General features: G+C 53.3%; 29 protein-coding genes, 6 tRNA genes and 1 pseudogene. 13 read left to right on the forward strand and 23 right to left on the reverse strand.

All coding sequences use genetic code 11. The features are described from left to right. Positions 1 to 42: 42 nt before the first annotated feature. Entirely contained in the window at positions 43 to 1,212 is a 1,170-nt protein-coding gene (locus PDR5_RS21640) for a mandelate racemase/muconate lactonizing enzyme family protein (RefSeq protein ID WP_064598755.1), read from the reverse strand. Positions 1,213 to 1,311: 99 nt separating this feature from the next. Between PDR5_RS21640 and PDR5_RS21645 the strand changes: the two genes are divergently transcribed. Together PDR5_RS21645 and PDR5_RS21650 are read left to right on the forward strand one after the other, a co-directional pair. Continuing rightward, positions 1,312 to 2,184, forward strand: a complete 873-nt coding sequence (locus PDR5_RS21645) for a LysR family transcriptional regulator (protein WP_064598756.1) — start codon at positions 1,312 to 1,314, stop codon at positions 2,182 to 2,184. A 462-nt stretch (positions 2,185 to 2,646) separates the two neighbouring features. Next, positions 2,647 to 3,363, forward strand: coding sequence for a hypothetical protein (locus tag PDR5_RS21650; RefSeq protein ID WP_237233738.1), 717 nt, complete (start codon positions 2,647 to 2,649; stop codon positions 3,361 to 3,363). A gap of 100 nt (positions 3,364 to 3,463) precedes the next feature. Here the strand turns inward: PDR5_RS21650 and PDR5_RS21655 are convergent, their stop codons facing one another. Both PDR5_RS21655 and PDR5_RS21660 read right to left on the reverse strand, forming a co-directional pair. Beyond that, positions 3,464 to 3,877 carry a hypothetical protein gene (locus tag PDR5_RS21655; protein ID WP_064598760.1) on the reverse strand — a complete coding sequence of 138 codons (414 nt, stop codon included), beginning with the start codon at positions 3,875 to 3,877 and terminating at the stop codon, positions 3,464 to 3,466. A gap of 486 nt (positions 3,878 to 4,363) precedes the next feature. Then, entirely contained in the window at positions 4,364 to 4,651 is a 288-nt protein-coding gene (locus PDR5_RS21660) for a hypothetical protein (RefSeq protein ID WP_064598762.1), read from the reverse strand. Positions 4,652 to 4,802: 151 nt separating this feature from the next. Between PDR5_RS21660 and PDR5_RS21665 the strand changes: the two genes are divergently transcribed. Then, entirely contained in the window at positions 4,803 to 5,102 is a 300-nt protein-coding gene (locus PDR5_RS21665; RefSeq protein ID WP_064598764.1) for a hypothetical protein, read from the forward strand. 51 nt (positions 5,103 to 5,153) lie between these two features. Here the strand turns inward: PDR5_RS21665 and PDR5_RS21670 are convergent, their stop codons facing one another. The 5 genes from PDR5_RS21670 to PDR5_RS21685 form a co-directional block, all read right to left on the reverse strand. Next, a complete protein-coding gene (locus tag PDR5_RS21670; protein WP_064598766.1) occupies positions 5,154 to 5,687 on the reverse strand; it encodes an HAD domain-containing protein in 534 nt (177 codons plus the stop codon). A gap of 42 nt (positions 5,688 to 5,729) precedes the next feature. Continuing rightward, positions 5,730 to 5,924: an antitoxin VbhA family protein gene (locus tag PDR5_RS30545; RefSeq protein WP_172829503.1), complete on the reverse strand. Its 195-nt coding sequence runs from the start codon at positions 5,922 to 5,924 to the stop codon at positions 5,730 to 5,732. 60 nt (positions 5,925 to 5,984) lie between these two features. Further along, a complete protein-coding gene (locus tag PDR5_RS21675) occupies positions 5,985 to 6,548 on the reverse strand; it encodes a hypothetical protein (RefSeq protein WP_064598768.1) in 564 nt (187 codons plus the stop codon). Between the two features lie 77 nt (positions 6,549 to 6,625). Continuing rightward, complete coding sequence (locus PDR5_RS21680; protein WP_064598770.1) at positions 6,626 to 7,030, reverse strand: DUF6957 family protein; 405 nt, start codon at positions 7,028 to 7,030, stop codon at positions 6,626 to 6,628. A 22-nt stretch (positions 7,031 to 7,052) separates the two neighbouring features. Beyond that, the gene (locus PDR5_RS21685) at positions 7,053 to 7,373 is read right to left on the reverse strand and encodes a hypothetical protein (RefSeq protein WP_064598772.1); all 321 of its coding nucleotides are present in this window, start codon (positions 7,371 to 7,373) and stop codon (positions 7,053 to 7,055) included. Between the two features lie 303 nt (positions 7,374 to 7,676). On the opposite strand from PDR5_RS21685, the gene PDR5_RS21690 reads away from it, so the two are divergent. The 6 genes from PDR5_RS21690 (at position 7,677) to PDR5_RS21715 (ending at position 13,668) form a co-directional block, all read left to right on the forward strand. Further along, positions 7,677 to 8,141, forward strand: coding sequence for a helix-turn-helix transcriptional regulator (locus tag PDR5_RS21690; RefSeq protein WP_237233741.1), 465 nt, complete (start codon positions 7,677 to 7,679; stop codon positions 8,139 to 8,141). A 146-nt stretch (positions 8,142 to 8,287) separates the two neighbouring features. After that, positions 8,288 to 8,866: a hypothetical protein gene (locus PDR5_RS30250; RefSeq protein ID WP_237233742.1), complete on the forward strand. Its 579-nt coding sequence runs from the start codon at positions 8,288 to 8,290 to the stop codon at positions 8,864 to 8,866. 14 nt (positions 8,867 to 8,880) lie between these two features. Further along, positions 8,881 to 9,840 (forward strand): hypothetical protein, encoded by a 960-nt coding sequence (locus PDR5_RS21700; RefSeq protein ID WP_064598774.1) that lies wholly within the window; start codon positions 8,881 to 8,883, stop codon positions 9,838 to 9,840. Beyond that, positions 9,827 to 10,507, forward strand: a complete 681-nt coding sequence (locus PDR5_RS21705) for a hypothetical protein (protein WP_237233743.1) — start codon at positions 9,827 to 9,829, stop codon at positions 10,505 to 10,507. The genes PDR5_RS21700 and PDR5_RS21705 overlap by 14 nt, the downstream gene beginning before the upstream one ends. A gap of 342 nt (positions 10,508 to 10,849) precedes the next feature. Next, positions 10,850 to 12,370, forward strand: a complete 1,521-nt coding sequence (locus PDR5_RS21710; protein ID WP_237233745.1) for an ATP-dependent nuclease — start codon at positions 10,850 to 10,852, stop codon at positions 12,368 to 12,370. A 317-nt stretch (positions 12,371 to 12,687) separates the two neighbouring features. Continuing rightward, positions 12,688 to 13,668, forward strand: coding sequence for a hypothetical protein (locus PDR5_RS21715; protein ID WP_064598780.1), 981 nt, complete (start codon positions 12,688 to 12,690; stop codon positions 13,666 to 13,668). A 93-nt stretch (positions 13,669 to 13,761) separates the two neighbouring features. Here PDR5_RS21715 and PDR5_RS21720 read toward each other — a convergent pair whose 3' ends face one another. From PDR5_RS21720 to PDR5_RS29750, 6 genes and pseudogenes are all read right to left on the reverse strand, one after another. Beyond that, complete coding sequence (locus PDR5_RS21720) at positions 13,762 to 13,965, reverse strand: TonB-dependent receptor (protein WP_064598782.1); 204 nt, start codon at positions 13,963 to 13,965, stop codon at positions 13,762 to 13,764. Positions 13,966 to 14,213: 248 nt separating this feature from the next. Beyond that, positions 14,214 to 14,729 carry a hypothetical protein gene (locus tag PDR5_RS21725; RefSeq protein WP_064598784.1) on the reverse strand — a complete coding sequence of 172 codons (516 nt, stop codon included), beginning with the start codon at positions 14,727 to 14,729 and terminating at the stop codon, positions 14,214 to 14,216. A 54-nt stretch (positions 14,730 to 14,783) separates the two neighbouring features. Then, positions 14,784 to 14,927: a hypothetical protein gene (locus PDR5_RS29745; RefSeq protein WP_156669357.1), complete on the reverse strand. Its 144-nt coding sequence runs from the start codon at positions 14,925 to 14,927 to the stop codon at positions 14,784 to 14,786. Positions 14,928 to 15,132: 205 nt separating this feature from the next. Further along, positions 15,133 to 15,458: pseudogene (locus PDR5_RS30550) on the reverse strand (ATP-dependent helicase C-terminal domain-containing protein). Between the two features lie 669 nt (positions 15,459 to 16,127). Next, positions 16,128 to 16,199: transfer RNA gene (locus PDR5_RS21730), tRNA-Arg, on the reverse strand. Between the two features lie 99 nt (positions 16,200 to 16,298). Then, positions 16,299 to 16,406: transfer RNA gene (locus PDR5_RS29750), tRNA-Arg, on the reverse strand. Between the two features lie 284 nt (positions 16,407 to 16,690). On the opposite strand from PDR5_RS29750, the gene PDR5_RS21735 reads away from it, so the two are divergent. Together PDR5_RS21735 and PDR5_RS21740 are read left to right on the forward strand one after the other, a co-directional pair. Further along, on the forward strand, positions 16,691 to 16,918 hold the full coding sequence (locus PDR5_RS21735) for a hypothetical protein (protein ID WP_064598789.1): 228 nt from the start codon (positions 16,691 to 16,693) through the stop codon (positions 16,916 to 16,918). A 20-nt stretch (positions 16,919 to 16,938) separates the two neighbouring features. Then, complete coding sequence (locus PDR5_RS21740; protein WP_007960291.1) at positions 16,939 to 17,118, forward strand: PA3371 family protein; 180 nt, start codon at positions 16,939 to 16,941, stop codon at positions 17,116 to 17,118. Here the strand turns inward: PDR5_RS21740 and phnN are convergent. Further along, on the reverse strand, positions 17,093 to 17,662 hold the full coding sequence (gene phnN, locus PDR5_RS21745; protein WP_064598791.1) for a phosphonate metabolism protein/1,5-bisphosphokinase (PRPP-forming) PhnN: 570 nt from the start codon (positions 17,660 to 17,662) through the stop codon (positions 17,093 to 17,095). The genes PDR5_RS21740 and phnN overlap by 26 nt on opposite strands. Before the next feature lie 389 nt (positions 17,663 to 18,051). Here phnN and PDR5_RS21750 point away from each other — a divergent pair, with 389 nt between their 5' ends. Beyond that, the gene (locus PDR5_RS21750; RefSeq protein WP_003178899.1) at positions 18,052 to 18,378 is read left to right on the forward strand and encodes an Arc family DNA-binding protein; all 327 of its coding nucleotides are present in this window, start codon (positions 18,052 to 18,054) and stop codon (positions 18,376 to 18,378) included. Between the two features lie 116 nt (positions 18,379 to 18,494). Here PDR5_RS21750 and mgtE read toward each other — a convergent pair whose 3' ends face one another. After that, on the reverse strand, positions 18,495 to 19,937 hold the full coding sequence (gene mgtE / locus PDR5_RS21755; RefSeq protein ID WP_007960287.1) for a magnesium transporter: 1,443 nt from the start codon (positions 19,935 to 19,937) through the stop codon (positions 18,495 to 18,497). A gap of 320 nt (positions 19,938 to 20,257) precedes the next feature. Here mgtE and PDR5_RS21760 point away from each other — a divergent pair, with 320 nt between their 5' ends. Next, positions 20,258 to 20,776 carry a hypothetical protein gene (locus PDR5_RS21760; RefSeq protein ID WP_064598793.1) on the forward strand — a complete coding sequence of 173 codons (519 nt, stop codon included), beginning with the start codon at positions 20,258 to 20,260 and terminating at the stop codon, positions 20,774 to 20,776. A 19-nt stretch (positions 20,777 to 20,795) separates the two neighbouring features. On the opposite strand, the gene PDR5_RS21765 is transcribed toward PDR5_RS21760, so the two are convergent. The 7 genes from PDR5_RS21765 to alaS form a co-directional block, all read right to left on the reverse strand. After that, positions 20,796 to 20,872: transfer RNA gene (locus PDR5_RS21765), tRNA-Arg, on the reverse strand. Positions 20,873 to 20,944: 72 nt separating this feature from the next. After that, positions 20,945 to 21,021, reverse strand: a tRNA-Arg gene (locus PDR5_RS21770). A 72-nt stretch (positions 21,022 to 21,093) separates the two neighbouring features. Continuing rightward, positions 21,094 to 21,170: transfer RNA gene (locus PDR5_RS21775), tRNA-Arg, on the reverse strand. 107 nt (positions 21,171 to 21,277) lie between these two features. Continuing rightward, positions 21,278 to 21,368: transfer RNA gene (locus PDR5_RS21780), tRNA-Ser, on the reverse strand. A 62-nt stretch (positions 21,369 to 21,430) separates the two neighbouring features. Continuing rightward, positions 21,431 to 21,619 (reverse strand): carbon storage regulator CsrA, encoded by a 189-nt coding sequence (gene csrA / locus PDR5_RS21785; RefSeq protein WP_002554426.1) that lies wholly within the window; start codon positions 21,617 to 21,619, stop codon positions 21,431 to 21,433. Between the two features lie 187 nt (positions 21,620 to 21,806). Further along, entirely contained in the window at positions 21,807 to 23,048 is a 1,242-nt protein-coding gene (locus tag PDR5_RS21790; protein ID WP_007951048.1) for an aspartate kinase, read from the reverse strand. A gap of 90 nt (positions 23,049 to 23,138) precedes the next feature. Beyond that, a complete protein-coding gene (alaS, locus tag PDR5_RS21795) occupies positions 23,139 to 25,763 on the reverse strand; it encodes an alanine--tRNA ligase (RefSeq protein WP_064598795.1) in 2,625 nt (874 codons plus the stop codon). Between the last annotated feature and the right edge of the window lie 22 nt (positions 25,764 to 25,785).

Consider the following 25,785-nt stretch of genomic DNA (forward strand, 5'->3'; position numbering starts at 1 on the left):
GACTCTGCGGCCTCCCTGAAGGAGGCCACAGATAGAGGGAAATCAGCCTTCGCCTAGCTCACGCATGACTGCGTACAAAGCGGATTTGGCTTCGAAGCCAACACCTGGAATATCAGGCAGACCGACATAACCATTTTCCACCTTGATTCCGTCAGCGAAGCCGCCGAAAGGCTGGAACACATCGGGGTAAGACTCGTTGCCGCCCAAGTGCAGGCCTGCTGCGATATTGAGGGACATCTGGTGGCCGCCGTGCGGAACCACGCGACGGGAAGACCATCCCATTTCGTCCATCACTTTCAGGGTGCGCATGTACTCAACGAGTCCGTAAGACAGCGCGCAGTCGAACTGCAGAAAGTCGCGATCAGGGCGCATGCCACCGTGGCGCAGAAGGTTACGAGCGTCCTGATGGGAGAACAGGTTTTCCCCGGTAGCCATCGGCAGCTCGTAGTGATTGGCAAGCTCAGCCTGGAGTGCATAGTCCAGCGGGTCGCCGATTTCTTCGTACCAGAAGAGGTTGTACTTCTTGATGGCTTCCGCATAAGCAATACCGGTCTGAAGATCGAAGCGACCGTTGGCATCGACCGCCAGTCGACGACCGTCCCCAACCACTTCGAGTACCGCTTCGATGCGACGAATATCTTCGTCCAGTGGCACTGCACCGATCTTCATTTTGACAACGTCGTAGCCACGATCTAGGTAGCTCTGCATTTCTGCTTTGAGTTTGGTCTGGTCTTTGCCTGGGTAGTAGTAGCCACCTGCTGCGTAGACCCAGACTTTGTCATCGGCCACGCCGTTACGGTACCGATCAGCCAGCAGACGATAGAGAGGCTTGCCTTCGATCTTGGCAACGGCATCCCACACGGCCATATCAATGGTGCCGACTGCAACTGAACGTTCGCCGTGACCACCTGGCTTTTCGTTGGTCATCAGGGTCTTCCAGATGGCGAACGGATCCAGGTTGTTGTTCTCATGGTCGATAAGAGTATCCGGATCAGCTTCCATGATTCGCGCGAGGAAGCGATCACGCATCAACGCGCCTTGACCATAGCGACCGTTGGAGTTGAAGCCGTAGCCAATGACAGGTTTACCATCGCGAATCACATCCGTGACAACAGCAACGACCGAGCAGGTCATTTTCGAAAAATCGATGTAGGCATTGGCAATGGGAGAAGCGATAGAAACAGTTTTTTCGCGGATGTCTACGATACGCATGACGGGTTCCTCTTGTTGTTGGTGGCCCCACGTTATGCTTTGCGATGACACCCGCCCAATGCTATTAATGCCGCGCCCTATGCACAGGAGGCATTGCCCTTGGAACTCGTTTGGCTTGAGGATTTTTCAGCGCTTGCGGAGTACGGCAGCTTTGTGCGGGCGGCTGAAGCGCGCCACGTTACTCAACCTGCCTTCAGTCGCAGAGTCCGCGCTCTGGAGAATTGGATGGGTGTCGAATTGTTCATACGCACCCCCCAGGGGGCGACGTTGACCGAGGCTGGAAGACAGATTTTGCCTAGCGCCCAAGAGGCTGCCAGACGCTTGTACCGGATGCGCTCCGAGGCACAGGAAGTGGCTGGGATGGCCGCCAAAACGCTGCAGTTTGCAGCCACTCATTCGTTGTCATTTACCTTTTTCCCAAGGTGGTTGAGAAGTGCAGAAAATGGCGCGCCGATAGATGCCGTACGTCTGCATTCAGACAGCATGGCTGTTTGCGAGCAGATGCTGATACATGGCCAGGTTCAATTTCTGCTTTGCCATCGCCACCCCGACGTTCCACCCCTGCTGGCCCCTGATCAGTTCACCGGGAAAAAGGTCGGAGAGGATGTGCTCATACCCTTGGCGAGTGCCTCTGCCACGTTGGGTACGTCCCCGGAAACACTGCCTTATTTGGCATATACCCAGGAATCCGGTCTAGGCCGTATCGTCGCTCACCGACTCCACGGCAAGGAAGACTACCTTCACCTCAAGCCGCTTTTTAGCAGCCATCTTGCGGCGGTTCTGATGTCCATGGCACTGGAAAGCAAGGGCGTAGCGTGGTTACCAAAAAGCCTGACCGAGCAGGAAATGGCTGATGGGCGGCTGGTCAGAGCTCTCGACGAAAGCTGGGATATACCGTTAGAGATTCATCTCACTCGACCTAAAGCCCCCATTAGCTTATCTGCGGAAGAGTTCTGGGCCAGGCTTGCTTAATAGATCCATCTTACTGCCACCCCATTTTTCACTTTCTAACGGCACTCTGGCGAGCCAGAAAACTTGGCTGTTAGTGACTGAGTGCCTCCTACTGGCCGAAAGCAGTCATTTATAAGTGGCTGCTTCCGGCCAAAAGCAGCCGCTTACCTAAGCTTCGCTTTTGGAGGCAGTTTTGCTTTACCCGATATTAACAAATATCGACGCTAGGCTTAGCCGATGTTCACTTCAAATGGGCCGCTTCGAGCTGAGCAGTAGCGTCCTTGACGATAAAGCGCTCAATCGTACGTACCCACCTGTAAACCGCCTGTTCGGTTCTTACTAAGTTGCCGGCTGAGGGGGCCTCTCTTTAGCGTTAAACAACAGCCGTTTGCATGATGTCAGAGTAATCTCCTGTTGGTATGCTTGCTCGATTTCAGGGAGGTGTGGTCTATGCGGGTATGGAGGGATGCAAAAGAGAGATTGTTGCTTGCAGCAGCTTTCGGCGTTTTGGTTCTGATTGTGCTGATTAATCTGAAGTTGCCGGTGTGGCCCCCACTAGATGGCGGAAGAGCTGCTGCATTTTTTCGCGCTGAAGCTACAGGTAGCGTTACCAGTGATCTTCTTGTCGGTCTGTTTTCGGCGTACGTATTTTACGTGATTGTCGATCTCATTCCACGCAATCGGAGAGAACAACTGACCTTGAACCCCTTGAACATGATTGCTGCTTCTGTGATAGACGCATACGAGCGCACAAGGGTATTTGGACATGAGACTCCCATCACCTCAATCGACTTGGCCGTGCTTGATATTCATAGGCTGAAGGCTCTAAAAAGCGAGCTGGTGACTAAAAAAGATATACTGAAAGTGAAGTTCGCAATGGAAACCGGCCACTCTAGGTATCCCGACTTCCAGCATGCGCTAGCAATGGCAGCTTCTATCTCACCAGAACACGCATTGAGCTGGCTTGTGCTTACAGACAAGATTCGTTTGCTTGCCGAGCAGTTTGGGCAGTGGCCAGTAAACCCTTGCCTTGATAATTATCTTGGTCTACCAACTGATGAGCAGCGTGGGAACGAAAAAATCATGGAGGCTTACTGCAAGTATCAGAAAGATATGGCATTAATCGAAGGAGCGCTTCGCCTTAGGGTTATGGAGGTTATTGAGGCGACGATTTTCTGGGTGCAACATCAAACCTCGTAGCACCCAATGCCCTTGACGGGCTGCTAACGGCCAATAGCGGCCACTAGCGAGCTGCCCTTTTCGACCCAAAGCAGACGTCGAACACCAAAATTTTTGCCGTTTAAAAATCGATTTTGCATCGTGCTTCAGCGGCCTGTATTCGTAATGTAAGACCAGACTCGAAGCACATGACAAGATGATGATCTGGTTGGATGTGATCTGTCAGGTAAAAGGCCTGTGTCTCTGCGTTGGACTCCACGGCTCCGATCGAATGAATAACACTATCGTCGCCATCGATTGGGTAATCATCCCGCCCACTTGATGAAAAGTAATCGACCTCATGGAAGCTGATAGTAATCTTGTGTGCTTCTTCGGTCGGCACCCAGGCTTCAGTCCGTCGAGTAAAGATGAGTACAGCCGACCTATCCACGATGTCGTAATTAATGGTGCTGGCGTGGTAGAAGTTATGAAGGTCATACGCACGGTTTTGAATCTCAACCTCAATATGCCCGAATTCGAAACCATGAAATTGCATGGGTAAGCCCTAATGATCTAACGGCAGGCGTGTATCGTACGGCATCGTCGCAATGACTGCTTTTGGCCGAAAGCTGCCAATCGCAAGATTCCGACCTGACGACTAAAGAAAGCTGGAACTGTATAGCTCCAAACAGGATCCCCGAATCCCCATTTTCTCGGCAAGTTCTACCGCTATCAGACTCGCCCGAGTCCGCAGACGCTCACTCCGCGAGCGCACCGGCACCAGCTTGCATCGTTAAACGAGTGTGTAATTGGGTTTGAGATGCTGCAGCTCGTTTCAGATCAATACATCTATGAAGGAGGTGCGCCTTAGCTTGCCAGTTAGCTGCTCTCGCCTAGGGAGAATTTGTTCCCCAAGGCAGGTTCCAAAGGATGAGGCGGATAGGCGAGTTTTCCGGCGTTTAGCCTTAACTCCGCAACACGTTCAATCAGGAAATGGGATGCGGCAATCCCACCAGCGGGACGGGCGCTTTCAGTCGTCTCCTCAGGGATCGAATTTGTCCCCATACCTAGCGTGTAAAGCACGATTTCGTTCGATCCTCCAGATCCACGGATCGTAGTCCTCTGGCAATGCGGCGAGTTTGGCGCTGATGATCACTTGCACCGTTTCATCACGCAGCAACCTACTGGTCAGCTCGCGGTATTCGCCACGCGTAACCACACCATAAGTGGCGTGATTTTCTTTTACGTAGAGGTCGGTCAATCCCACCCGCATATGGCCATACTTTTCTACGTCATCGGGGTAGATGTCGTCTAGGCTGAGGTGCCCCATATCGAACTCCAGGTTTCAAAGCCGCCATCGAAAGCCTGCGCGATCATTGAAATCGTTCCTTCGCGACAGCGCCTACGTAAACCAGCCAACAGCAAGCGACTTAACATGCGCATGATAGCGTTCGCTCAGTTATCAATACTGAGAGTCCGCCTTGAACGCACCTGACGCATGTGTCGATTTCAACAACCTGATCAACGCACCGAAATTTTCCGACGGCACAGTCGGGCTGTACCAGAAGAAGCGGTGGCGACTGCTGGCTGAAGACATATTTCAAAGCACCACAATAGAGGCACTCCTCGAAGCGAGAGGTAAAGCGGAAGGCTATATCCATGGCCTTGTAGATGCCGGGCACCTCTCGACCAAGGACTACGAGCGTGATTTCCTCATTCTGTGCATCACTCAAAGGCGGCGCGAATTCCTGCGCAAATTGCTAAACGAATACGGGTACTGAAGTAATAAACTCATGCCTTAGCAGCAATTCCAAAGCGTTTCGGGGAGTGTTTTACGTCCCCATAATGGCTCTCAGCTTGAGCCATAGCTCCTCCTGGTTCGGTACTGAGCTAAGGCCCAAGTCAGGATCTGTGCGAATTAAACGTCGATCATGATCTGGCCAACTTTCAAAAGGATCATCATCCAGGGCGAGCCAATTCGTCAGGCGGGCCCTAGTTACCGCAGCACGGATCTGCTGATAGCGGCTCTGCATGTCATAGCCCTCAAACGGAGCCTTGGGCATCCTTGAGTGCCATGTACTGCTCACGGTGAGAGCCTGCAACTCTGGCGGTAACGCAGCGCGGGCACGGCGGTAACCGAGGATGCGCACCCAACTGGTCGATAAGCTGATTTTGACCTTAGGAAATTCCTTCAGTATCTCTACAAGGATTCCGGCATGCATCATGAGGTGTCCGGGTGCACGCAACACCAAACCACTCCGGGTACGGTAAACGTCGTCTGGGTGCAGCACTCCATCAAAATCGAGAAATAGAACTCGATCATTCGGCGCCAGCCGGCTGCTTGTCAGGAAGTTCGAATCAAGCATGGTAAAGATCTCTCAAAGCCGGCCCTCCTGGACGTTAGCTTCTTACCGTGGAGAGCACTGCCGTAGGCACTCAATCAACTCCGTCAGTAGCTCGTCAAGACTGACTAGGCCATCCGCATATCGCTGCATCTCAGCAAGGTGCGAAGAGGAAGGCCTCACACCATCGAGTACCTGACAAGCAAGAACCTCAGCCACTGCCTTGCGACGTCGTTCGCGCTCGAAATCATCGGTCTCCACGTGCCACCTCTCCTTCGCTTAGAAAGCCTTCACCACAGGGGACGACTTGCTATGAAGCGCTTACTTAAACGCCTTACTGAAGCGCTGAGAAAGCGTCGCAGCATCGATCACCGTCCAGCTTTCCGGTTGGCTACTTTTTCGAATAAAGTTGATCGCACATCCAACCATGAACACGCCAGCAGCGACTCCTTCCCAAGCCGCAGCCTTAAACGTCGCCGGAACGAGATAACTCGGGTTGACGCTACCCGTTATGAGGTGGATCGGATAAGGCGAAATGAAACAACCAGCAACGGCCACCGCAATCATCAAGGGTACCGCTGCAACTAGCATTAGAACCGGTACTTTGATCTGGTACTGCTTAGCCGCGACAAGCTTGCCGCTCGAACCCTTTACTGCGTAGATGATGGCTTTGTTCTCAGTCTTGTCCTTTTTCTTCGTAAAGATGCCGTACAGGGTCACTCGCTCCCCCGCCTCAATCTCTTCAAAAATCTTTCCTGGCAGCAAAACACTCGGCAACACTTGCCCATCGATAACGATGCGCGCGGTCACAGTCCCCTGCTCGGTGGCAATCACTCGTGGCTTCTCGATCACTCCAGTAACCTGCCGGCAATCAAATCGAATCAAAACGTGCTCCTGCAATTTTTAAAGGCGTAGCTAATCGCGCTGCCTGAATGGCAGCGTGGGTGAAAGTGTTGAGTCGGTTACGCTCGAAACGAAAAAACGGTACTAAGTGCTGCTGGCTTCCTTAACCCATCACCAAGCAACAGGTAGACCGTGCTTTTGGTTTCAAACAAGCACGGGTGATCATGCGAAATTCCGAAATTGGTGCGCACCCAGTGGCCGGGAGAAAAACGTCGGCGGCTGTCCATGACGACCTCATGGGAGTAGACAGCATTTGGTAGGAGCCCCATTGATGCGAGTCGATCCTGCTCCGCCTGAGTGAGCTGGAGATCAGCGATGATCCATTGCTTCACTAGGCAGAAAGGCTTCCCCGGAAAAGTCCTTTCAGCGAGCGCTATTAATTCTTCTTGCTCGCCATGCCAACCAAGAACGACTTCCCCACTTCCGTAAAAAAACTGAGCAATCTCATCAAGAGTTACTGGCATGGCGCCTCCAGTGTTTGAACCATCACGTGCGTGCACTGGTGTAGATATGGCCCGTTCCAGTGATGAACTCGTAGACGGGGTTTTCCTCAGTGCCGGGCTGGATGCGAATTTCAGAGAGAAGCTCCATTGCGTATGACCCCTGCTCGCTCTTTGTGGGTGGAAGTATGAGATGGATGTTCGTCACGATCAGGAACTCACCCTGCTCCGCTGCACGCATCATCTGAACGGTTTTCACATCCGTAACGAGGTGAGCAACCGGGCTAAAGCCACCATCCTCTAATCCCATTCCCTCAATCAGAAACGAGTACTCGCACCGACTGATATCGACCGATTTCCAGAGCATTCGAATGCTGTCCGGAGTTCTAAACTGCCCCTGCAAATTGCTGCTATTGGTTACAAACACTGCGGATAAACCCTATTTCAAACCCTGCCAAGCTCTGAATAAGCTCAGCGTAAGGCAGCCTTCGATTGACCCTGCTCATGCATCGGGCAACCGGATAGGGATGCTGCCGAAAGGCACGCGATTCCTTGGCGCTATGCATCCTGTTGAATGGCCATCATAAGCAAATATCCCACCATTAACAATTAGAGATATTTGGTGGGCCAATGCGAGTATGGCTCTATCCTTCATTTTGAGAAACTGAACGTGAAGGAAGAGCTAGCCGTCACGCTGCGCGCCATCCGGCAAATGAAAGGATTGGGTTATGAGGCCCTGGCGGGAACCATCAGCCAGAGCAACCTTAGCTTGCTCGAGCAAGGGAAAATCCAGGCGACGCTACCTACCCTAGTCAAGATCGCCGAAACGCTCGATATCAACCTTCTGACTCTATTGGCGTTGTGCTTGGCGATCCGTGACAAAGAGGCTCCTGAACATTTGATAAAAAATGCGCAGAAAGAGCTTCAAGGCTTCATCGAGTCGGGCGGCCTTAAATTCATGGAGGATCAGATTCAAGACGGCGCATTGAAAAAACGATCTCGAGGAACTCGAGCGGATGCTCAGAAGGTGAGTGCCGTTGTTGAACTGAAAAAGCGAGGCATGACACAAGCCGAAGCTGCGCGTGAACTGGGTTTGTCGACATCGACTGTTCAACGGTATTGGCAAAAGGGATAAGCCTTCATAGGAGGAACCGTCACAAAGGTTCTCCTCATCTTCACTCATCAACGTTCGACTCGGGATGGAACTTGTGCCTTCAGGGCCTGGACGCTTTCTGCATTTAACAACCATCAACACAATCCCAGAAGGTCGCGTTTACCTCTATGCTGGCCAAATGGTATTGTCAAACCATTGTCGCCCTTCGCGACTTGCCGGTATTAGGAGAAGCCAGCTTGGGAGCTCTAGAAAGGTTGTCTGGAACCTCGCCGTATCTTTCGAGATTCGCCACTCCGAGGACTGGGGAAGACAAAATCCCTGGCTATTACTCTTCTGACCTCAATATGTGGGCGATTGACTCGCCAGCTGGGGCAGTCCCCATCATCGCTGATGGAGCTCTGAATGAGCTCATGACCAAGACCAAGGTAAATGCTGAGCAAGATGATGAGACCCCTTGGCAGGTCGAGTTGTTGACCAAAACCTATCAAAAGGTTGAGAGCGATGATGACGACCACATTCGCTATCGAGGGCAATCGTCCGCTGATAGCTTTAGCAAAGCACTTAGTTTTGATTCCAGCAACCACCTGCTGCAGCTTGTGACCAAGACCGATGCGAATACAGAACGCGACGACCGGTGTGAGGCCAATCAAATTCTCGAGTTGATTACCAAGACGAATGTCGAGTTGGAGCGTGACGACAACGGCGATCCTACCTTCGGGCTGGACACTCGTTACTATATCGACTGACCTGGAAGCGCTTCATGTTGCTGCTTGTTACCAATCGTCGTGACATCACGATGGATTATGTTGTGGCTGAGCTGCGCCGGCGTGGCCAACCTTTCATGCGCTTGAACACGGAGTTGCTCCCACAGGCACTGTGCACGATGGCAGGATATCCTCGAGATGCATGGTCTATATTACTGGATGGGGAAACGGTTCAAGGTTCGCAAATTTCAGGTGCTTATTTTCGCAGACCAGGTGCGCCGGCTGTATCTGACCAAGTAGTGGAAGCAGGAGAGCGGGCCTATATCGAGGCGGAGTGGAGTAGTTTTCTCAAAAGTTTGTATTCACGCTTGGAGGGGCGGTGGCTCAACTCACCAACTAAGATCTTCATGGCTGAAGACAAGCCAATGCAACTTCTACTCGCGCAAGAAATTGGCTTCGCTGTTCCCCAAGCATCCATAACGAACGACATCTCCTCAGCACGAGCCATATCGACAGTCAGCCAGGCGATTGGAAAGCCGCTTCGTCAGGCTGTTCTGACGGGCGAAACAGAACGAGTCATTTTCACCTCGCGATTGGGCATTCTTGAGGATGACCAAGCTCAAGCCATCGCAATGGCCCCCTTCATTGTTCAGGCTGAGGTGCTTAAACAATACGATGTACGGGTCACTGTGGTCGGTGAGCGAGTCTTCGCTACCGCAATTTGGTCTCAAGAAAACCCAGAAACAGAGATCGATTGGCGACAGGGAAGCCGTCCAGATCTTCGTCATGAGAAAATCAATCTTCCCGAATTGGTACAGAGCCAATGCGTAGAGCTGGTGCGTCGTCTTGGTCTGCGCTACGGGGCTATTGATCTGATAAGTGATCGGAAAGGAAAGCTGTGGTTTTTGGAGATTAACCCTAATGGTCAGTGGGCTTGGATAGAAAACCTTACAGGGTATCCAATCGCCTCGGCAATCGTGGATGAGTTGACGGGGAATACGATTGCCAAAATTTAAGGAGCGCCTTCAATGGTTGTGGCCGAGCCTCATCCCCCTGACATCAGAAGAGCAGGTAGAGGATGATGAGTGGGCGCGTCAGCTAGCTTCATCTGTCCAAGCGAGCAATTGGTCTAAGGACAGTGAGGTAGTACTGGAAGAATCGCGTCGTCTGTTCGATGCAGAGGTTGACCGTCGCAAGGGAGCTGATGCCAAGGCAGGTATCTACTTAGCTGCGATCACTGCGCTGATTCCCGTTCTGGTCTCTCTGTTACCTACCGTGTGGAGTGATAAGTCCAGTAAATGGCTGGGTTGTCTTGGATTGTTCATTTTTGGTTGGGCTGTCGCCTATTTGCTGAGAGCCGGAGCGTGGGCGTTCCGTACGTTACAGGTCGCGGGCTTTGCTCAGCTAGGCCCTGGAGAATTAGTAAAGAGCTGGAACAAAAAGACACCGAAGGCTGCACTGGCCAAGCAATTATCTAGTGCTGTGCTCTACAACTACCCTCTGGTGAACAGAAAGGTCACCGGAATCAAAATGACTCATGAATACCTTCTTCGGGCATTCTTGAGCTTTACCATACTGCTGGTTCTGCAAGTAATTTGGCCGGTAGGGGTGTGGATTTTAGTAGAGGGCAACAAGCTAATTAGCCCGGACGTGATATCGCCAATGATCATGTGTTTTTCATAAACGGAGAATTACACGATTGAGAGTCATTATCGAGGTAAGCGACTCCTGTCGTCTTAGTATAACCTGATACAAACCTACAATAACTATTCGCACATATTTATAGTGACCATCAATATTCTTTATAATCTATCTACCCCCTCGACGCGTGAGTGCAAGGCGCCTTCCCAGCGTCGCCATTCAACATTCCTGCATAACAGCAGACTTACACCGGCACCGTTCTAAGGCAAACTTCCAGAACCCTCTATAAATTTCTCCTGCCTATTTAACCAGTAAAGGAATATAGAATTGCATATTAAAAGTTTTGGCCTGCTAGGACTCCGAACACTCCATCTGAATAACATAATGCAGACGAGCTCCCTCGACCGGCGTAATGTTCCGCAACTCGAAGCTTCAAGGATTAATATTTTTGTCGGCCCCAACGGAGGGGGCAAGTCAACTGTGTTGGACATGGTACGTGCACTCAAGAATGTTGATATTATAAAAACGATTGCTCGTGAAAACATGCGCTCAACTACTGCGGCGACATCCATCATCCACTTTAACAATGGAACCTGGGTGGCTTCAATATTTAACAAGCTAGCCATCGACGAATTTGGGACATACATATCCGTCACTACACAGGATAATAGATACCTATTCGAGGGCAGCATCTACAGCAAGGCGTCAAAACCGCCAAAAGAGCTCGTAAAGGTTATAGAAAAACTAAACGCAAAAATTAGTTTCCGTTCCACACACGACGAACGCGGAGTCCGCATCAAAAATATTATCAATGCGCTAAATATTGATGGCAAGCATCTAGTTGGCCTTGCGCCACACCCACTGCGGCCCGACCAAGTAGAATATACTAGGTCCCCGAATGAAAATGACACTTACAAGCATGCCAATCCAATTAGATATATTGATAAAAGCACTCTAGGTGTCTTTCTCAACGATGACTTGGGCCAAGATAACCACATCCCAATAAAGATGCTGCCTTCTGGATGGCGAGCGTATGCGGGGCTGTTGGGATGGCTGAATTCTGTTGACGATGACCAGATATGTGTCATCGAAGAGCCTGAAGTTCACCTGCATCCAACGCTTCAGAGGCTCATGATGGCTAGGGTTTCTGAAATCGTCATTCGCAAAAATCTTCAGCTTTTCATCTCTACGCACTCCTCTGTGCTAATAGACGTATCAAGCTGGCCCGTACCAGATACCAGACTATTCGAGGTCAACGGTTATGCGCTGGCGGAATTAACATTCCCGGCAAGGGCTTTGGCAGGGCTAGGTATTAAGCCTAGCGACGTGTTCCAGGCGAATGGTGTGATATGGGTCGAAGGGGCGTCTGATCGAATCTATATATTGAACTGGCTGTCGGAATGGTGCTCAATGCACGGTAAAAAAATGCCCGTGGAAAATCTTGACTTTTCGTTCGTGCTTTACGGCGGATCGACGCTCGGCCACTTCACATCAAGCGCGGCACCTGGATTGATTGACATATTCAGTATCAACAGAAATTCTATCGTTATTATGGATCGAGATCTCGACTTCCAACGCGCACCTGACGGTACTGACATATGTATCAACAAGCGCTGCGTAAAGTATCAGGTGTGGACTGATATCACTAAACACAACTCAAACACAGGATTTTGCTGGGTTACCGAAGGCTATACTATCGAAAGCTACTTACCACCAACCTTCCTTAATAATTATTATAAATTAGTTAACTCCAGGCTGACAAAGACCTCCACCAAATCCAAGGTAGCTATTGCCGCTCAATTTAAAGTAGAGACAAGTTCATTTAATGAAAGCTTTGACCCGGCAAGCGATTTACCCGTTCGAATTGAAAAGCTTTTCAAGACTATAGAAGCATGGAAGCTGTAGCCCTCTAAAACGATGTTAAAGAGCAAGCAGAGCGCGCCGGCCCGACGCGCCAGATACTTGAGGATGAAAGCCAAAAGGGGCCAAGGTGCTCAGCGCGGCTTGATTCACAACAGCCGACCGGCAGGCACGCCTAAAAAGCTGCTCATCCCTCAGGGCTTCCTTTCTGGTGACGATGGTTCTGCCATCAGGTACGCTAAATCACAGTACGCGACATCAAAAACGTGGATACCGGCTTAAACATGGCTACTCGGCAGGTACCGCAGCGCCCATGATACGCTAGCGCAAACCCACAATGAATCGAAAATATAGGGAAATATATGCTAAAGCGTTTGCAGCTTGATCCTACCCAAGGCCTAGAGAAACAATTCTTATTTTGGCTTTCCATTGGCATACCCTTACTCCTAGGACTTTCCTTGGCAATTCCTGTTTGGATTGGTTACAGCCTTGACTTCAGCGAAGTTGGTTACGAGAATTTTTTAAGAATCAGCAAATTCCCAATTGCAATCTGTTCATTAGCTATTCCTCTAAGCGTATTGGTAGGCAAGCTCCATGGCGCGCGCCAATCTGCTATACAAATTGAAAACACTCGCAAACAGATCGAAAACACCTTAACTCAAATTACCAACACTGAGCAGGACAACAAGACAAAACTATATCTCGCTCACTTTGACCATTTCTGCAAGCACATTGACTTTGTGGAAAGTGCCTTGACGAAGCGTTACCATCACCTATTTGCTGCCGACAAAGATCCCGAACCTCTTATCAATAAGATTGCCCTCTACAAATTTATGTACCGTGAAAACTCTCTTCGCGCAGGAGTCTTCCCACTAGACTCGCACTTCAAAAATTTCAGCTCCAACCTTATGTCCCGTTTACTCAAAAGCTACAGGAGTTTTCTTTATTCACAACAGCGTGAAAATTTTGTTAGGGGGTTGGAGGATTTGGAAAATACTCTGATCCACGTCCAAGTAAAACTCTTTCACTGTAGAAAATCTCGGAGCTCAGTGTTTTTGAGACCAGACATGTTTGATGCTAGCTACCTTGACCGGTTCCCTTATAGTATCAATGCAGATGTGGATGAGTATCTTGAACAGGTAACTTTCTGGGCCCTGCTTCTTGAAAGTGTAGAGTCTTTCGAGAGCTCCGACATTACGGAAAGCAGTGCCCATGGCGTGCTAGCGACATTAGGAATGCCACACACACCCAAACCTTCCGACATAGAAAAAGTCGCGGGATACTGGCACGATCTAGCAATGAAGGTTATCGCTGGTATTTCGTTTACGACCGAGCAGGAATGAGATTTCAACCTATCAGATGTCCAACTCGACCCTACCGTCCGCTCGATCTTTCGGATCTCATTCGGTAGGGAATCGCGTGCTCCGCAATATGTATCAGAAACCCGCAGCGACCGTCGCCACACTCGAGGCGGGTTCACCTGAATAGGTGCCAGCGCTCGCCTCCGTTTCCATGTAAACGCTATTAAAGATATTCCGGGCGTTGAACGACAGCCTCACGTTCTTGTTCGGGTCAGGAAACACCATCAGATCGGCACGTTCATAGCCACTAGCACTTTTTGCTGTGGGCAGAATCTCCACAGCGCTTCCCGGCGTTGAACACCCCGCCACCAAACCCCAGCCCGCGCAGTTGAACTTCTCGAATCTGATATGTCGAACAGAGTGAACCGCTGATGATGGGCACTCCTTCAAGTCGAGCCCCCTCCTCCAGCCGGCTGTGCATGGTGAGTTTGGCGTCGATTAGCTCGCATAAAGCGACAGACGTTCCGTTGGCTGATAGACGATGTCCACGGGCGGCGAGGTGTCCGGAACGCCTGTGCTGAGGATGCTTACAGTGATGGCGCTTGCGAATTTATGAAATACCCCAAGATCGTCAATAGCGCACCGCCAAAGATAAGCAGCGCGTTGATAGCAACGAAAATCTTCCAAATTCTCCGGCTTCGTACGTTGAGATACATGAGCAGCAATCTCCAGGCGTAATCCAATATAGTGTGGTTATGAAGCGCACTGGTGATTGACAGATATTTGAAAAAATTCGCGAACAGCTGCCTGAGCTTACCTTCGGTCAGTTGAACGGGATCTTTGAACATCCCAATTATTATTCCCTTCTCTTTCATCGAGATAAGGTCAGACTTGTAAGGAGCCATGAAGACTGTGAGGCCACCGCTAGCTGTCTGCGTGAACCACATTGCTGAAACATGCTCTGTGTGGGTACTTCGCTTGATCACCCTAACTTTTTGGTCGACACCTTCAGCCTCCCTGACTTCCTCAACCTCTTTGACGCACGAAAGCCCAAGCTGCCTTGACATGCAGGTGATCTGGAGATGATTCAATCGCTTGTTCATGGGTGTTTCATTGGCATCTGGATGCAATTCACTGTGGATTCTCATACCACCATATCAACGAGCGTAGGGTGAGTTTTCGACATCCTTGAACATATTGCGGATGCGGGCTTCCATATCGACCCACATCATTCGCCTGATGACGGCCACTTCCGCGTCCTTCTGAAGCTTTTTGGCGTATTTCTGCAGCGCCTTTTTCATTGCGAATCCCACTCCTAAACTGTCCCACCGGACTGTGGAGCATGGCAAGCGGCTCTATGCCCACCACGTCTCCACTTCTTTCCAAAACCTCATGCAGCAAGAAGACTCACGGCCCCCTGGGCTTGGCTCTGGCTGTCGCATCAGCCACCAATGGGTCATCAGGCCAAAAATGCTTCGGGTATCTTCCTTTGCGATCCTTCTTAACTTATGCATAGGTAGTGCGCCAGAAGTTCGCGAGATCTTGGGTGACTTGCACTGGCCTGCGGGCCGGCGACAGGAGGTGCAGAACCAGCAGCTGCTTGCCTAGGGCGATGCGAGGGGTTTCTGCCAGGCCAAAGAGCTCCTGCAACCGCACGGCAAGGATGGGTGGCTGCTGCGGTAGTCGATACGGATATTGGAGCCTGACGGCACGTGGAGCGCCTGAGGTGCCTGAGCCTCCAGTTCCTGCGGAAGTGGCAAAGGTAGGAGGTTTCGGACTATCGAAGGCAGATCCAGGTGACTGAAGTGACTGAGCCTCGTGACTTTGCCCAAGTATGGCGTCAGCCACTCTTCCAGTGTATCCAGTGATTGGTATCACTGAGATCAGGCCATTTGCTAGCGGATTGGCCACTCTGGATATCCATATGACGGAGCAGATCGACCCGTGCTTGCCACTGCCGCAAATCAGGGCTCCAAGGCGGGAGTTCGATGCCCTTCCGCCTCACTAGACTGACCAAGGCCAACGATCGGGTTTGCTCATCAACACTAGGCAGGGGTGTCGTCGACAGGATGAGTTGCCCAACCTTCAATTGCCTCAGCCTTGAACGCTCTTTCTCTTTCGTCCCAGTCCACCTCGTCGACAGACCTCACAAGATCAGCCATTTCATAGAACAGAGCTGGATTATTGCGCAGTAGTTCGCGAGCACTCAGGCACAGAGCCAGTGCAAGGTTAGAGTCAAGATTTCGCAGATGGTACTCGTCGAAGATGAGTGTTCTACCAAGCGCACGATTTGAAGATAAGAATAGCGAGGGCAGGAGCAGGAGCAGGAGCAGGAGCAGGTCAGAGCCAAATGGCTTTGGCACCAAATGTATAAATGTTTAGAAAACGTTTGATGTGAGGGATGCTCAAACTCTGAACTGATACGAAAAGACCCGGACAGATCTCAGACAGGCAACCAATTCGTGAGATGCGCCCACGGAAGGTGAGCTGCGAGAAGAATGTGTCCCCTGCAGGAATCGAACCTGCATCTAGCCCTTAGGAGGGGCTCGTTCTATCCGTTGAACTAAGAGGACATCACATTTACCACTTCTCTACACCTACATTCTACGCAAAATCAGCAGCTTAAAGAAGCTGTCTCAATGTGCAGTGGAGTTCGGTGCTTCTGCGCTGCATGCCCCAGAATCGGCGACATTCCAATGTGCAGTAAAATCAATGTCGGATAAGAACTGCCAACCTTCCCCTTAGGAGGGGGATGCTCTATCCAATTGAGCTACTGGGACACAAATCTGTCGGTGCGACAGACGGCGTGCATGTTAACGGCCGGGCCCTGTTTTGTCATGTCGTCCGCAGGGCTTTTTAAGTGTAGGCAGGCGCCTTGCAAGGGTGCCCGACGTTTTACCGTGCAATTTGCATCGCCGCAAAAAGCCACCATTGCAAAATGCAATGCTCCACCTCCGAAAAACCCTGATAAATGCTTGTTTTTAAAGGACTTAACAGCGGTTAGACTATTGGCACGACGGCTGCTTTACCGGTTCTTATACAAGAACAACCGGAGACTCGTCTCATGAACAGCGCCCTCGTGTTCGCAAATGCAATCGCATTGGCCGTTCTGGTCGGCTTTCACTTCGCCCCCGCGGATAACGAAAAAGTGGCCGGACGCATGCCGCACTACCTGCAAGTGCAGAAGGCGCCGCAATGGGCGGTGTTGAGCGATAAGAGCTTTGCCCCGCAAGCAGTCAGCGAGTCTGAACAGGCGTTGCCGACGCATTCGACTGAACGTCTGGTTTTTTGAAATATCTTCAGGAGTACAGCATGTCCAAGTCAGCTGCAGGATTTCTGATCCTCGCCTTATTGAGTGGCCTCGGGCATTTTTCGCTGTTCGAGGAAACCGAAATATCCCTGCCCCTGATCGGTTGCGGCGTCTTTTCGGCGCTGTTCGTATTGGCACTGGTGGCCGGACGCAAGATCAAGTTTGATCCGGTATTGCGCTGAACCTGACCAGCTCCAGCAGATGATTGACGGCAACGGCCAGGTCGCCCGAGTTGTCGATCAGGTGCACAGGGCTGTCGGTTGAACGCCTGTCCTTGAACAGCGTGTTGCGGGCCAGCCTCGCATCGATCTGTTCCATCGTCTCCCGCCCACGCCGAAGCAGGCGCTCACGCAAGACGTCGTCTCGCACCGTCAGCAACACCGGCACCAGCGTCGGATAGCGTTCCAGCGCTTGCCTGAGGTTCGCCCGAGAACCGTTCACCAGGACGTGTTTACCGGCTTTCAACCATTGGTCCATTTCCACCGGTATCCCGTAGGCGAGACCATTGGCCTCCCACGCCAGCGAAAAATCGCCAGCGCGCTGAAGTCGTTCGAACTCCTGCGGCGTTACGCCGATCGCATCCTCACCCACGGATTCGGCCGAACGGGTGATGACCCGGCGCATGACTTCACAATTCAACGCCCGCAAAGGTTCGCGCGCAGCCTCAATCAGGCTGTCCTTGCCGGAGCCGGAAGGTCCCATGAGATAAATCAAATTGCCATCCATCCTGAAAACGCCCTCCGGCGGGCAGTTGCCCCTAGTAAATCGGCCATTTGCCACTATCCTGTACAAGGTAAGGAACAACGATTCAACCCGCATAGCATGCACGTTCTGAGGCCTTCGGGCATCAGCCGACGTGCTTCAGGACGCGGTCAGCGATACGGGCCGATGCATTCTTTTCAAACCAGTCCGCATTTCTGATAATTGGTGCTGGCATTACGCCTTTACCCGGATCAATATTTGTCACAGAATTGACGCCAATGATCTGGCAATTTTGAGGCATGATGCGCGCCTCTTAACAATTCAGGTTGAACCATTTGGCGCGGATGCTTGTCCTACCACACATCCTGCGGCCAATCCCGAGAACCGCTCCCCTGAACTAACCGGTTAAATATATGCGCCCATTGAAACAGGCAATTTATTCCAGCCGTACGGCTGACAAGTTCGTCGTACGTCTGCCAGACGGAATGCGTGAACGCATTGCCGAGGTGGCTCGCAATCATCACCGCAGCATGAACTCCGAGATCATTGCGCGCCTTGAGCAGAGTCTTATTCAGGAAGGTGCATTGGGCGAAGAACTGAGCATGCGCCTGGACAGCCCTGAGCTGTCGTTGCACGAACGCGAGCTGCTGCAACGCTTCCGCCAACTCTCCCATCGCCAGCAGAACGCGCTGGTGTCTCTGATCGCCCACGACGCCGAAATGGCCGCAGACGCATCCTGAGCCAAACCGAACATCTCAAGCCAGCATGAATGCTGGCTTTTTTTTGCCTGCAATTTGAGTTTTCCAAGGACGAAAAAAAGCCCGCAAATCGGCGGGCTGTTTTTTTATGCAGTCGGTCAGAGCAAAAAGATCGTCGCCAACCCCAGGAAGATGAAGAAGCCACCACTGTCGGTCATGGCCGTGATCATCACGCTGGCGCCCATCGCCGGATCGCGACCCATCTTCGCCAGGGTCATAGGGATCAACACCCCCATTAACGCTGCCAGCAGCAGGTTCAATGTCATGGCGGCCGTCATGACCACGCCCAGCGACCAGCTGCCATAGAGCAAGTAAGCGACCACACCGATCACCCCGCCCCAGACCAGGCCGTTGATCAACGCCACGGCGAGCTCCTTGCGCATCAGGCGCGAGGTATTGCCGGTGCTGACCTGATCGAGGGCCATGGCGCGAACGATCATGGTGATCGTCTGGTTGCCGGAGTTACCGCCGATGCCCGCCACGATCGGCATCAGCGCCGCCAGGGCCACCAGCTTCTCGATCGAACCTTCGAACAGACCGATCACCCGCGATGCGACGAATGCCGTGATCAGGTTGATCGCCAGCCACGCCCAACGGTTGCGCAGAGATTTCCAGACCGAAGCGAAAATATCTTCCTCTTCACGCAGACCCGCCATGTTGAGGACTTCGCTTTCGCTCTCCTCACGAATCAGGTCGACCATTTCGTCGATGGTCAGACGGCCGATCAGCTTGCCGTTCTTGTCGACCACCGGGGCCGAGATCAAGTCGTAACGTTCGAACGCCTGAGCGGCGTCGTAGGCGTCTTCATCCGGGTGAAAACTCACCGGGTCACTGGCCATGACTTCGGAAACCTGCTTCTCCGGGTCATTAACCAGCAAACGCTTGATTGGCAGCACGCCCTTGAGCACGCCGTCGTAGTCGACCACGAACAGTTTGTCGGTATGGCCCGGCAGCTCTTTGAGGCGGCGCAGGTAACGCAGAACCACTTCGAGACTGACATCCTCACGGATGGTCACCATCTCGAAGTCCATCAGCGCACCGACCTGCTCCTCGTCGTAGGAGAGAGCAGAACGCACACGTTCGCGTTGCTGCTGGTCCAGAGTCTCCATCAGCTCATGGACGACGTCTCGCGGCAGCTCGGAGGCCAGGTCAGCAAGTTCGTCGGCATCCATGTCCTTGGCCGCAGCCAGGAGCTCGTGATCGTCCATGTCGGCGATCAGGGTTTCACGGACGGAATCGGATACTTCGAGAAGAATGTCGCCGTCGCGATCAGCCTTGACCAACTGCCAGAGCGTCAGACGATCGTCCAGCGGCAGAGCTTCAAGAATGTAGGCGACGTCGGCGGAGTGCAGATCATCGAGCTTGCGTTGCAACTCGACGAGGTTTTGCCGGTGGACCAGGTTCTCGACCCGGTCATGATGCGGGCCTTCCTGGCGATGAGTCAGGTCTTCGACGACCCGTTGGCGCTGCAGCAGCTCGACGACCTGAGCCAGGCGATCCTGCAGGCTTTCCTGTGTTTTCTTTACTTCGATTTCGGACATAGGCGAACTCCACTCCCAGCAGCGGGGCACGCCGGAAGGATCAATCAGTCAATTCATGATTGGTGAAACGGGTTACTGAATAACTACTGGGTAAGTCCATGGAGGTTTTCCATAAGCCCCGGCGGGGCTGACGGGCGCAATGATACACCGCCTGACGGTTTTAAACGTTAAAAAATCGTGGCTGAAACAAGCGCTTGCGAGACAAAGCTGAGCACTGCCCTGATCCTTCACACTGCGACGACTCATCCTGAAAAGAAAACACACCGGCGGTGAAAAAACTGCCGGCTACGCTTGAGGAAGATCGTCATGGAGGACGCCGAATGCCATCGAAAACATCCCGATTCATGCTGACCACCCTGCTCTGCCTGCCCGCCATCGGGAGCGCAACGACACTTCATCGTTGCGAAGCCTCTGATGGTAGCGTCACGTTCACAACGCTGAGCTGTGCGAACGACGAGCACCTTTCGTTGCAGGAAGTTCGCCCCTACTCGCCAGGCTCGACAGCCAACCTGATACCCGAAGCCCGGCACGAAGAAATATCCGGTATGAATATCAGAAAGCGAGAAATGGCTGTCGTCGGGCGCACCCAGGACAAATGCGGAGATCTGATCGACGCGCGACAGAAACGCGAGGCAATCATCAATCAACGAATCATCGCCGGCATGAGCCAACAGGATGTTGAAAGCGCTTTGGGCAAACCCGACAAGGTGAGCATCCGTAATTCGGCAACGAGTTATCGTTACGACCTCAAGCGAGGGCGCAGTGCTCAAATCGATTTTGATGAGAAAGGATGCGTGACAGGAAAAGCCAAATCCAGGACAGCAAAAAGCCCGCGTTAAACGCGGGCTTTTCGGTATATGGTGCACTCGACAGGATTCGAACCTGTGACCGCTCGGTTCGTAGCCGAGTACTCTATCCAGCTGAGCTACGAGTGCAGTTTGTGTTTTTAGACCAGACCACAACTGGCTGTAACCAAGTCATCCGCATCGCTGCAACTGACTCTTAAATGGTGCACTCGACAGGATTCGAACCTGTGACCGCTCGGTTCGTAGCCGAGTACTCTATCCAGCTGAGCTACGAGTGCATTCTGTGTTTTTAGACCAGATCACAACTGGTTGAAGCTGAGTCATTTACATCACTGTAATTGACTCTTAAATGGTGCACTCGACAGGATTCGAACCTGTGACCGCTCGGTTCGTAGCCGAGTACTCTATCCAGCTGAGCTACGAGTGCATTTGTTGCGCCGTATTATAGCCCGTCTAATCTCTATTCCAACCACTTTTTCTAATAAATTCAACAACTTACAGAAAAAGCCAGATTACAACGTACTAAGCAAATAATGGCGGAGAACGGGGGATTCGAACCCCCGACACCCTTTTGAGGTGTACTCCCTTAGCAGGGGAGCGCCTTCGGCCACTCGGCCAGCTCTCCGCAACACGGGGCGTATATTAACCACCTTCTTCCCCGTTTGCAAACATAAAAATCGATAAAAATTAATGGCTTGGTTCTTCGTCCTTCTCTTTCTTTATACGCAGATAGATTTCTTCACGGTGCACGGCCACCTCTTTCGGGGCGTTGACGCCGATACGCACTTGATTTCCTTTAACGCCGAGCACGGTCACGGTGATTTCGCCATCACCGATAATCAGGCTTTCTGCGCACCGACGAGTCAGAATCAGCATACCTTTCTCCTCACGCGAATCATTTCAGGGACAACAGTCTGCAAAAAAAAGGCACCCGACCTACAACCGGAGCGATCGTAGCCCTACATGCCTGAGTATTGACCAGCGCGAGCAAAAGAACAGTTCGGGGGCTCGCGCCATTCAAAAAATAAAGGGCGCGGTCAGACCGCGCCCTTCAGACAACGCATCACTCGCCCTGACGGGCCGGAGCGTCGAGCTCGAAAGCCGTGTGCAGGGCGCGCACGGCCAGTTCCAGGTACTTCTCTTCGATCACCACGGAAACCTTGATTTCCGAGGTCGAGATCATCTGGATGTTGATGCTTTCCTTTGCCAGGGATTCAAACATGCGGCTGGCCACGCCTGCGTGGGAACGCATGCCGACGCCGACGATCGAGACCTTGGCAATCTTGGTGTCGCCAACCACTTCACGGGCACCGATCTCGCGAGCGGTGTTTTCCAGCACGGTTTGCGCGGACTGGTAGTCGTTGCGGTGCACGGTGAAGGTGAAGTCGGTAGTGTTATCGTGCGCGACGTTCTGCACGATCATGTCGACTTCGATGTTCGCGGCACTGATCGGGCCGAGAATCTTGAACGCCACGCCCGGGGTGTCTGGCACGCCACGGATGGTCAGCTTGGCTTCATCGCGATTGAAAGCGATGCCGGAAATGATCGGCTGTTCCATGGTTTCCTCTTCATCAATAGTAATGAGGGTGCCCGGACCCTCCTTGAAGCTGTGCAGTACGCGCAGCGGAACGTTGTACTTGCCGGCGAACTCCACCGCGCGGATCTGCAACACCTTGGAACCGAGGCTGGCCATTTCCAGCATCTCTTCGAAGGTGATCTTGTCCAGACGCTGAGCAACCGATACCACGCGCGGGTCAGTGGTATAGACACCATCGACGTCGGTGTAGATCTGGCACTCATCAGCCTTCAGCGCAGCGGCCAGCGCCACGCCGGTGGTGTCGGAACCGCCACGACCCAGGGTCGTGATGTTGCCGTGCTCGTCGACGCCCTGGAAACCGGCGACCACCACCACGCGACCTGCTTTCAGGTCACCGCGAATCTTCTGGTCATCGATCTGCAAGATACGCGCTTTATTGTGCGCACTGTCCGTCAGGATCCGCACCTGGTTGCCGGTGTACGACACCGCCGGCACACCGCGCTTGATCAGCGCCATGGCCAACAGGGCGATCGTCACCTGCTCACCGGTGGAAACGATCACGTCCAGTTCGCGCGGAACCGGTTGATCTTCGCCACTGATTTGCTTGGCCAGATCGATCAGACGGTTGGTCTCGCCGCTCATTGCAGACAGCACAACCACCAGGTCATCGCCGGCATCGCGGAATTTCTTAACCTTGTCGGCGACCTGCTCGATTCTCTCGACAGTGCCGACCGAGGTGCCTCCAAATTTCTGTACGATCAAAGCCATTTCAAAGCCGCCTCTGCCCATGAAGGGCGCCCAATAATCACTCGAACAGCCGTCGGGCCCGCCACTAGACTGCGGGCCCGACGGGCCGTCTTATAAACCCTGCTCGACGAATGGAACGGTCAGCGCCAGTGCGCTATCCAGTGCGCCGGCGTCGACACCGCCGCCCTGCGCCATGTCCGGACGACCACCGCCCTTCCCGCCCACTGCCGCAGCAGCCTGTTTCATCAAATCACCGGCTTTGAGTTGGCCAGTCAGGTCCTTGGTCACGCCTGCGACCAGTACGACCTTTTCCTCATGGACACTGCCGAGCAGGATCACTGCGCGGCCGAGTTTGTTTTTCAGCTGATCGACCAGCGCCAGCAGCGCCTTGCCGTCCTGACCCTCCAGACGCACGGCCAGCACTTTCACGCCCTTGACGTCCACAGCCGAGGCCGACAGATCATCGCCCGCAGCGGCGGCAGCCTTGGCCTGCAACTGCTCGAGCTGCTTTTCAAGCGCACGGTTGCGCTCCAGCACCGCCGAAAGCTTGTCGATCAGGTTGTCGCGGCTGCCCTTGACCAGGCTGGCCGCTTCCTTGAGTTGTTCTTCAGCAGCGTTCAAGTAAGCCAGCGCCGCAGCGCCAGTGACCGCTTCGATACGACGCACGCCCGATGCCACACCGCCTTCGCTGATGATTTTCAGCAGGCCGATGTCGCCGGTACGGTTGGCGTGGATACCGCCGCACAGTTCGACGGAGAAATCACCGCCCATGCTCAGCACGCGCACGTTGTCGCCATACTTCTCGCCGAACAGCGCCATCGCGCCTTTCTGCTTGGCGGTTTCGATGTCGGTTTCTTCGGTTTCAACGGCGGAGTTTTTGCGGATCTCGGCGTTGACGATGTCTTCCAGCGCCTTGATCTGCTCAGGCTTGATCGCTTCGAAGTGACTGAAGTCGAAACGCAGGCGCTGACTGTCGACCAGCGAGCCCTTCTGTTGAACGTGGTCGCCCAGCACTTTGCGCAGCGCAGCGTGCAGCAAGTGAGTGGCCGAGTGGTTCAGCGAAGTGGCGTGACGCACGTCGGCTTCGACGTGGGTTTCCACCGGTGCGCCAACGATCAGGCTGCCCGACGCCAGTACACCGTGGTGCAGGAACGCGCCGCCGGTCTTGGTGGTGTCGCGCACGTCGAAACGGCTGTTGCCGGCCTGCAGGTAACCGCAATCGCCAACCTGACCGCCGGATTCGGCGTAGAAAGGGGTCTGGTTCAGAACCACAACGCCTTCCTGCCCTTCACTCAAGACGTCCACTGACTGGCCATCTTTATAGAGAGCAACGACTTTCGCCGAACCGCTGGTGGCGTGATAACCGGTGAACTCGGTGTCGACGTCAACCTTGACCAGGCTGTTGTAGTCCAGACCGAACGAGCTGGCGGAACGTGCACGGACGCGCTGGGCTTCCATTTCACGCTCGAAACCGGCTTCGTCGATGGTCAGGCTGCGCTCGCGGGCGATGTCCGCAGTCAGGTCCATCGGGAAACCGTAGGTGTCGTAGAGTTTGAACACCACGTCGCCCGGCACCACGTCGCCTTTGAGCTCGGCCAGATCCTGCTCGAGGATTTTCAGGCCCTGCTCCAGGGTCTTGGCGAACTGCTCTTCTTCGGCCTTCAGTACGCGCTCGATATGCGCCTGCTGGGATTTCAGCTCCGGGAACGCTTCGCCCATCTCGGCCACGAGTGCGGCAACGATCTGGTAGAAGAAGCTGCCCTTGGCGCCCAGCTTGTTGCCGTGACGGCAGGCGCGACGGATGATCCGGCGCAGCACGTAACCGCGACCTTCGTTGGACGGCAGCACCCCGTCGGCAATCAGGAAGCCACAGGAACGGATGTGGTCCGCCACGACTTTCAGCGACGCCTGGTTGTCGTTGCTGCAGCCGATGGCCTTGGCCGATGCGGCCAGCAGGCTCTGGAACAGGTCGATTTCATAGTTCGAGTGAACGTGCTGCAGCACGGCACTGATCCGCTCAAGACCCATGCCGGTGTCCACCGACGGCGCTGGCAGCGGGTGCAACACGCCATCGGCGGTGCGGTTGAACTGCATGAACACGTTGTTCCAGATTTCGATGTAACGGTCGCCGTCTTCTTCCGGCGAGCCCGGTGGGCCGCCCCAGATGTCGGCGCCGTGATCGTAGAAAATCTCGGTGCAAGGACCGCACGGGCCGGTATCGCCCATGGTCCAGAAGTTGTCGGACGCGTAAGGCGCGCCTTTGTTGTCGCCGATGCGCACCATGCGCTCGGCCGGCACACCGACTTCCTTGGTCCAGATGTCGTAGGCCTCGTCATCGCTGGCGTAGACGGTGACCCACAGTTTTTCCTTCGGCAGGTTCAGCCACTTCTCGGAGGTCAGGAAGTTCCAGGCGTAGGTGATGGCATCACGCTTGAAGTAGTCGCCGAAGCTGAAGTTACCCAGCATTTCGAAGAAGGTGTGGTGACGGGCGGTGTAACCGACGTTTTCCAGGTCGTTGTGCTTGCCGCCGGCGCGCACGCATTTCTGGCTGGAGACGGCGCGGGTGTACGCGCGCTTTTCCTGGCCCAGGAAGCAGTCCTTGAACTGGTTCATCCCCGCGTTGGTGAACAGCAGGGTGGGGTCGTTGCCCGGAATCAAAGAGCTGGAGGCTACACGGGTGTGGCCTTGCTCTTCGAAGAAGCGAAGGAAGGCTTCACGGATTTCTGCGCTTTTCATTAGGTTCTTCCACGGAGGCTGC

Origin of the sequence: Pseudomonas sp. DR 5-09, assembly GCF_001655595.1 — a bacterium.
GTDB classification, from domain to species: domain Bacteria; phylum Pseudomonadota; class Gammaproteobacteria; order Pseudomonadales; family Pseudomonadaceae; genus Aquipseudomonas; species Aquipseudomonas pharyngis.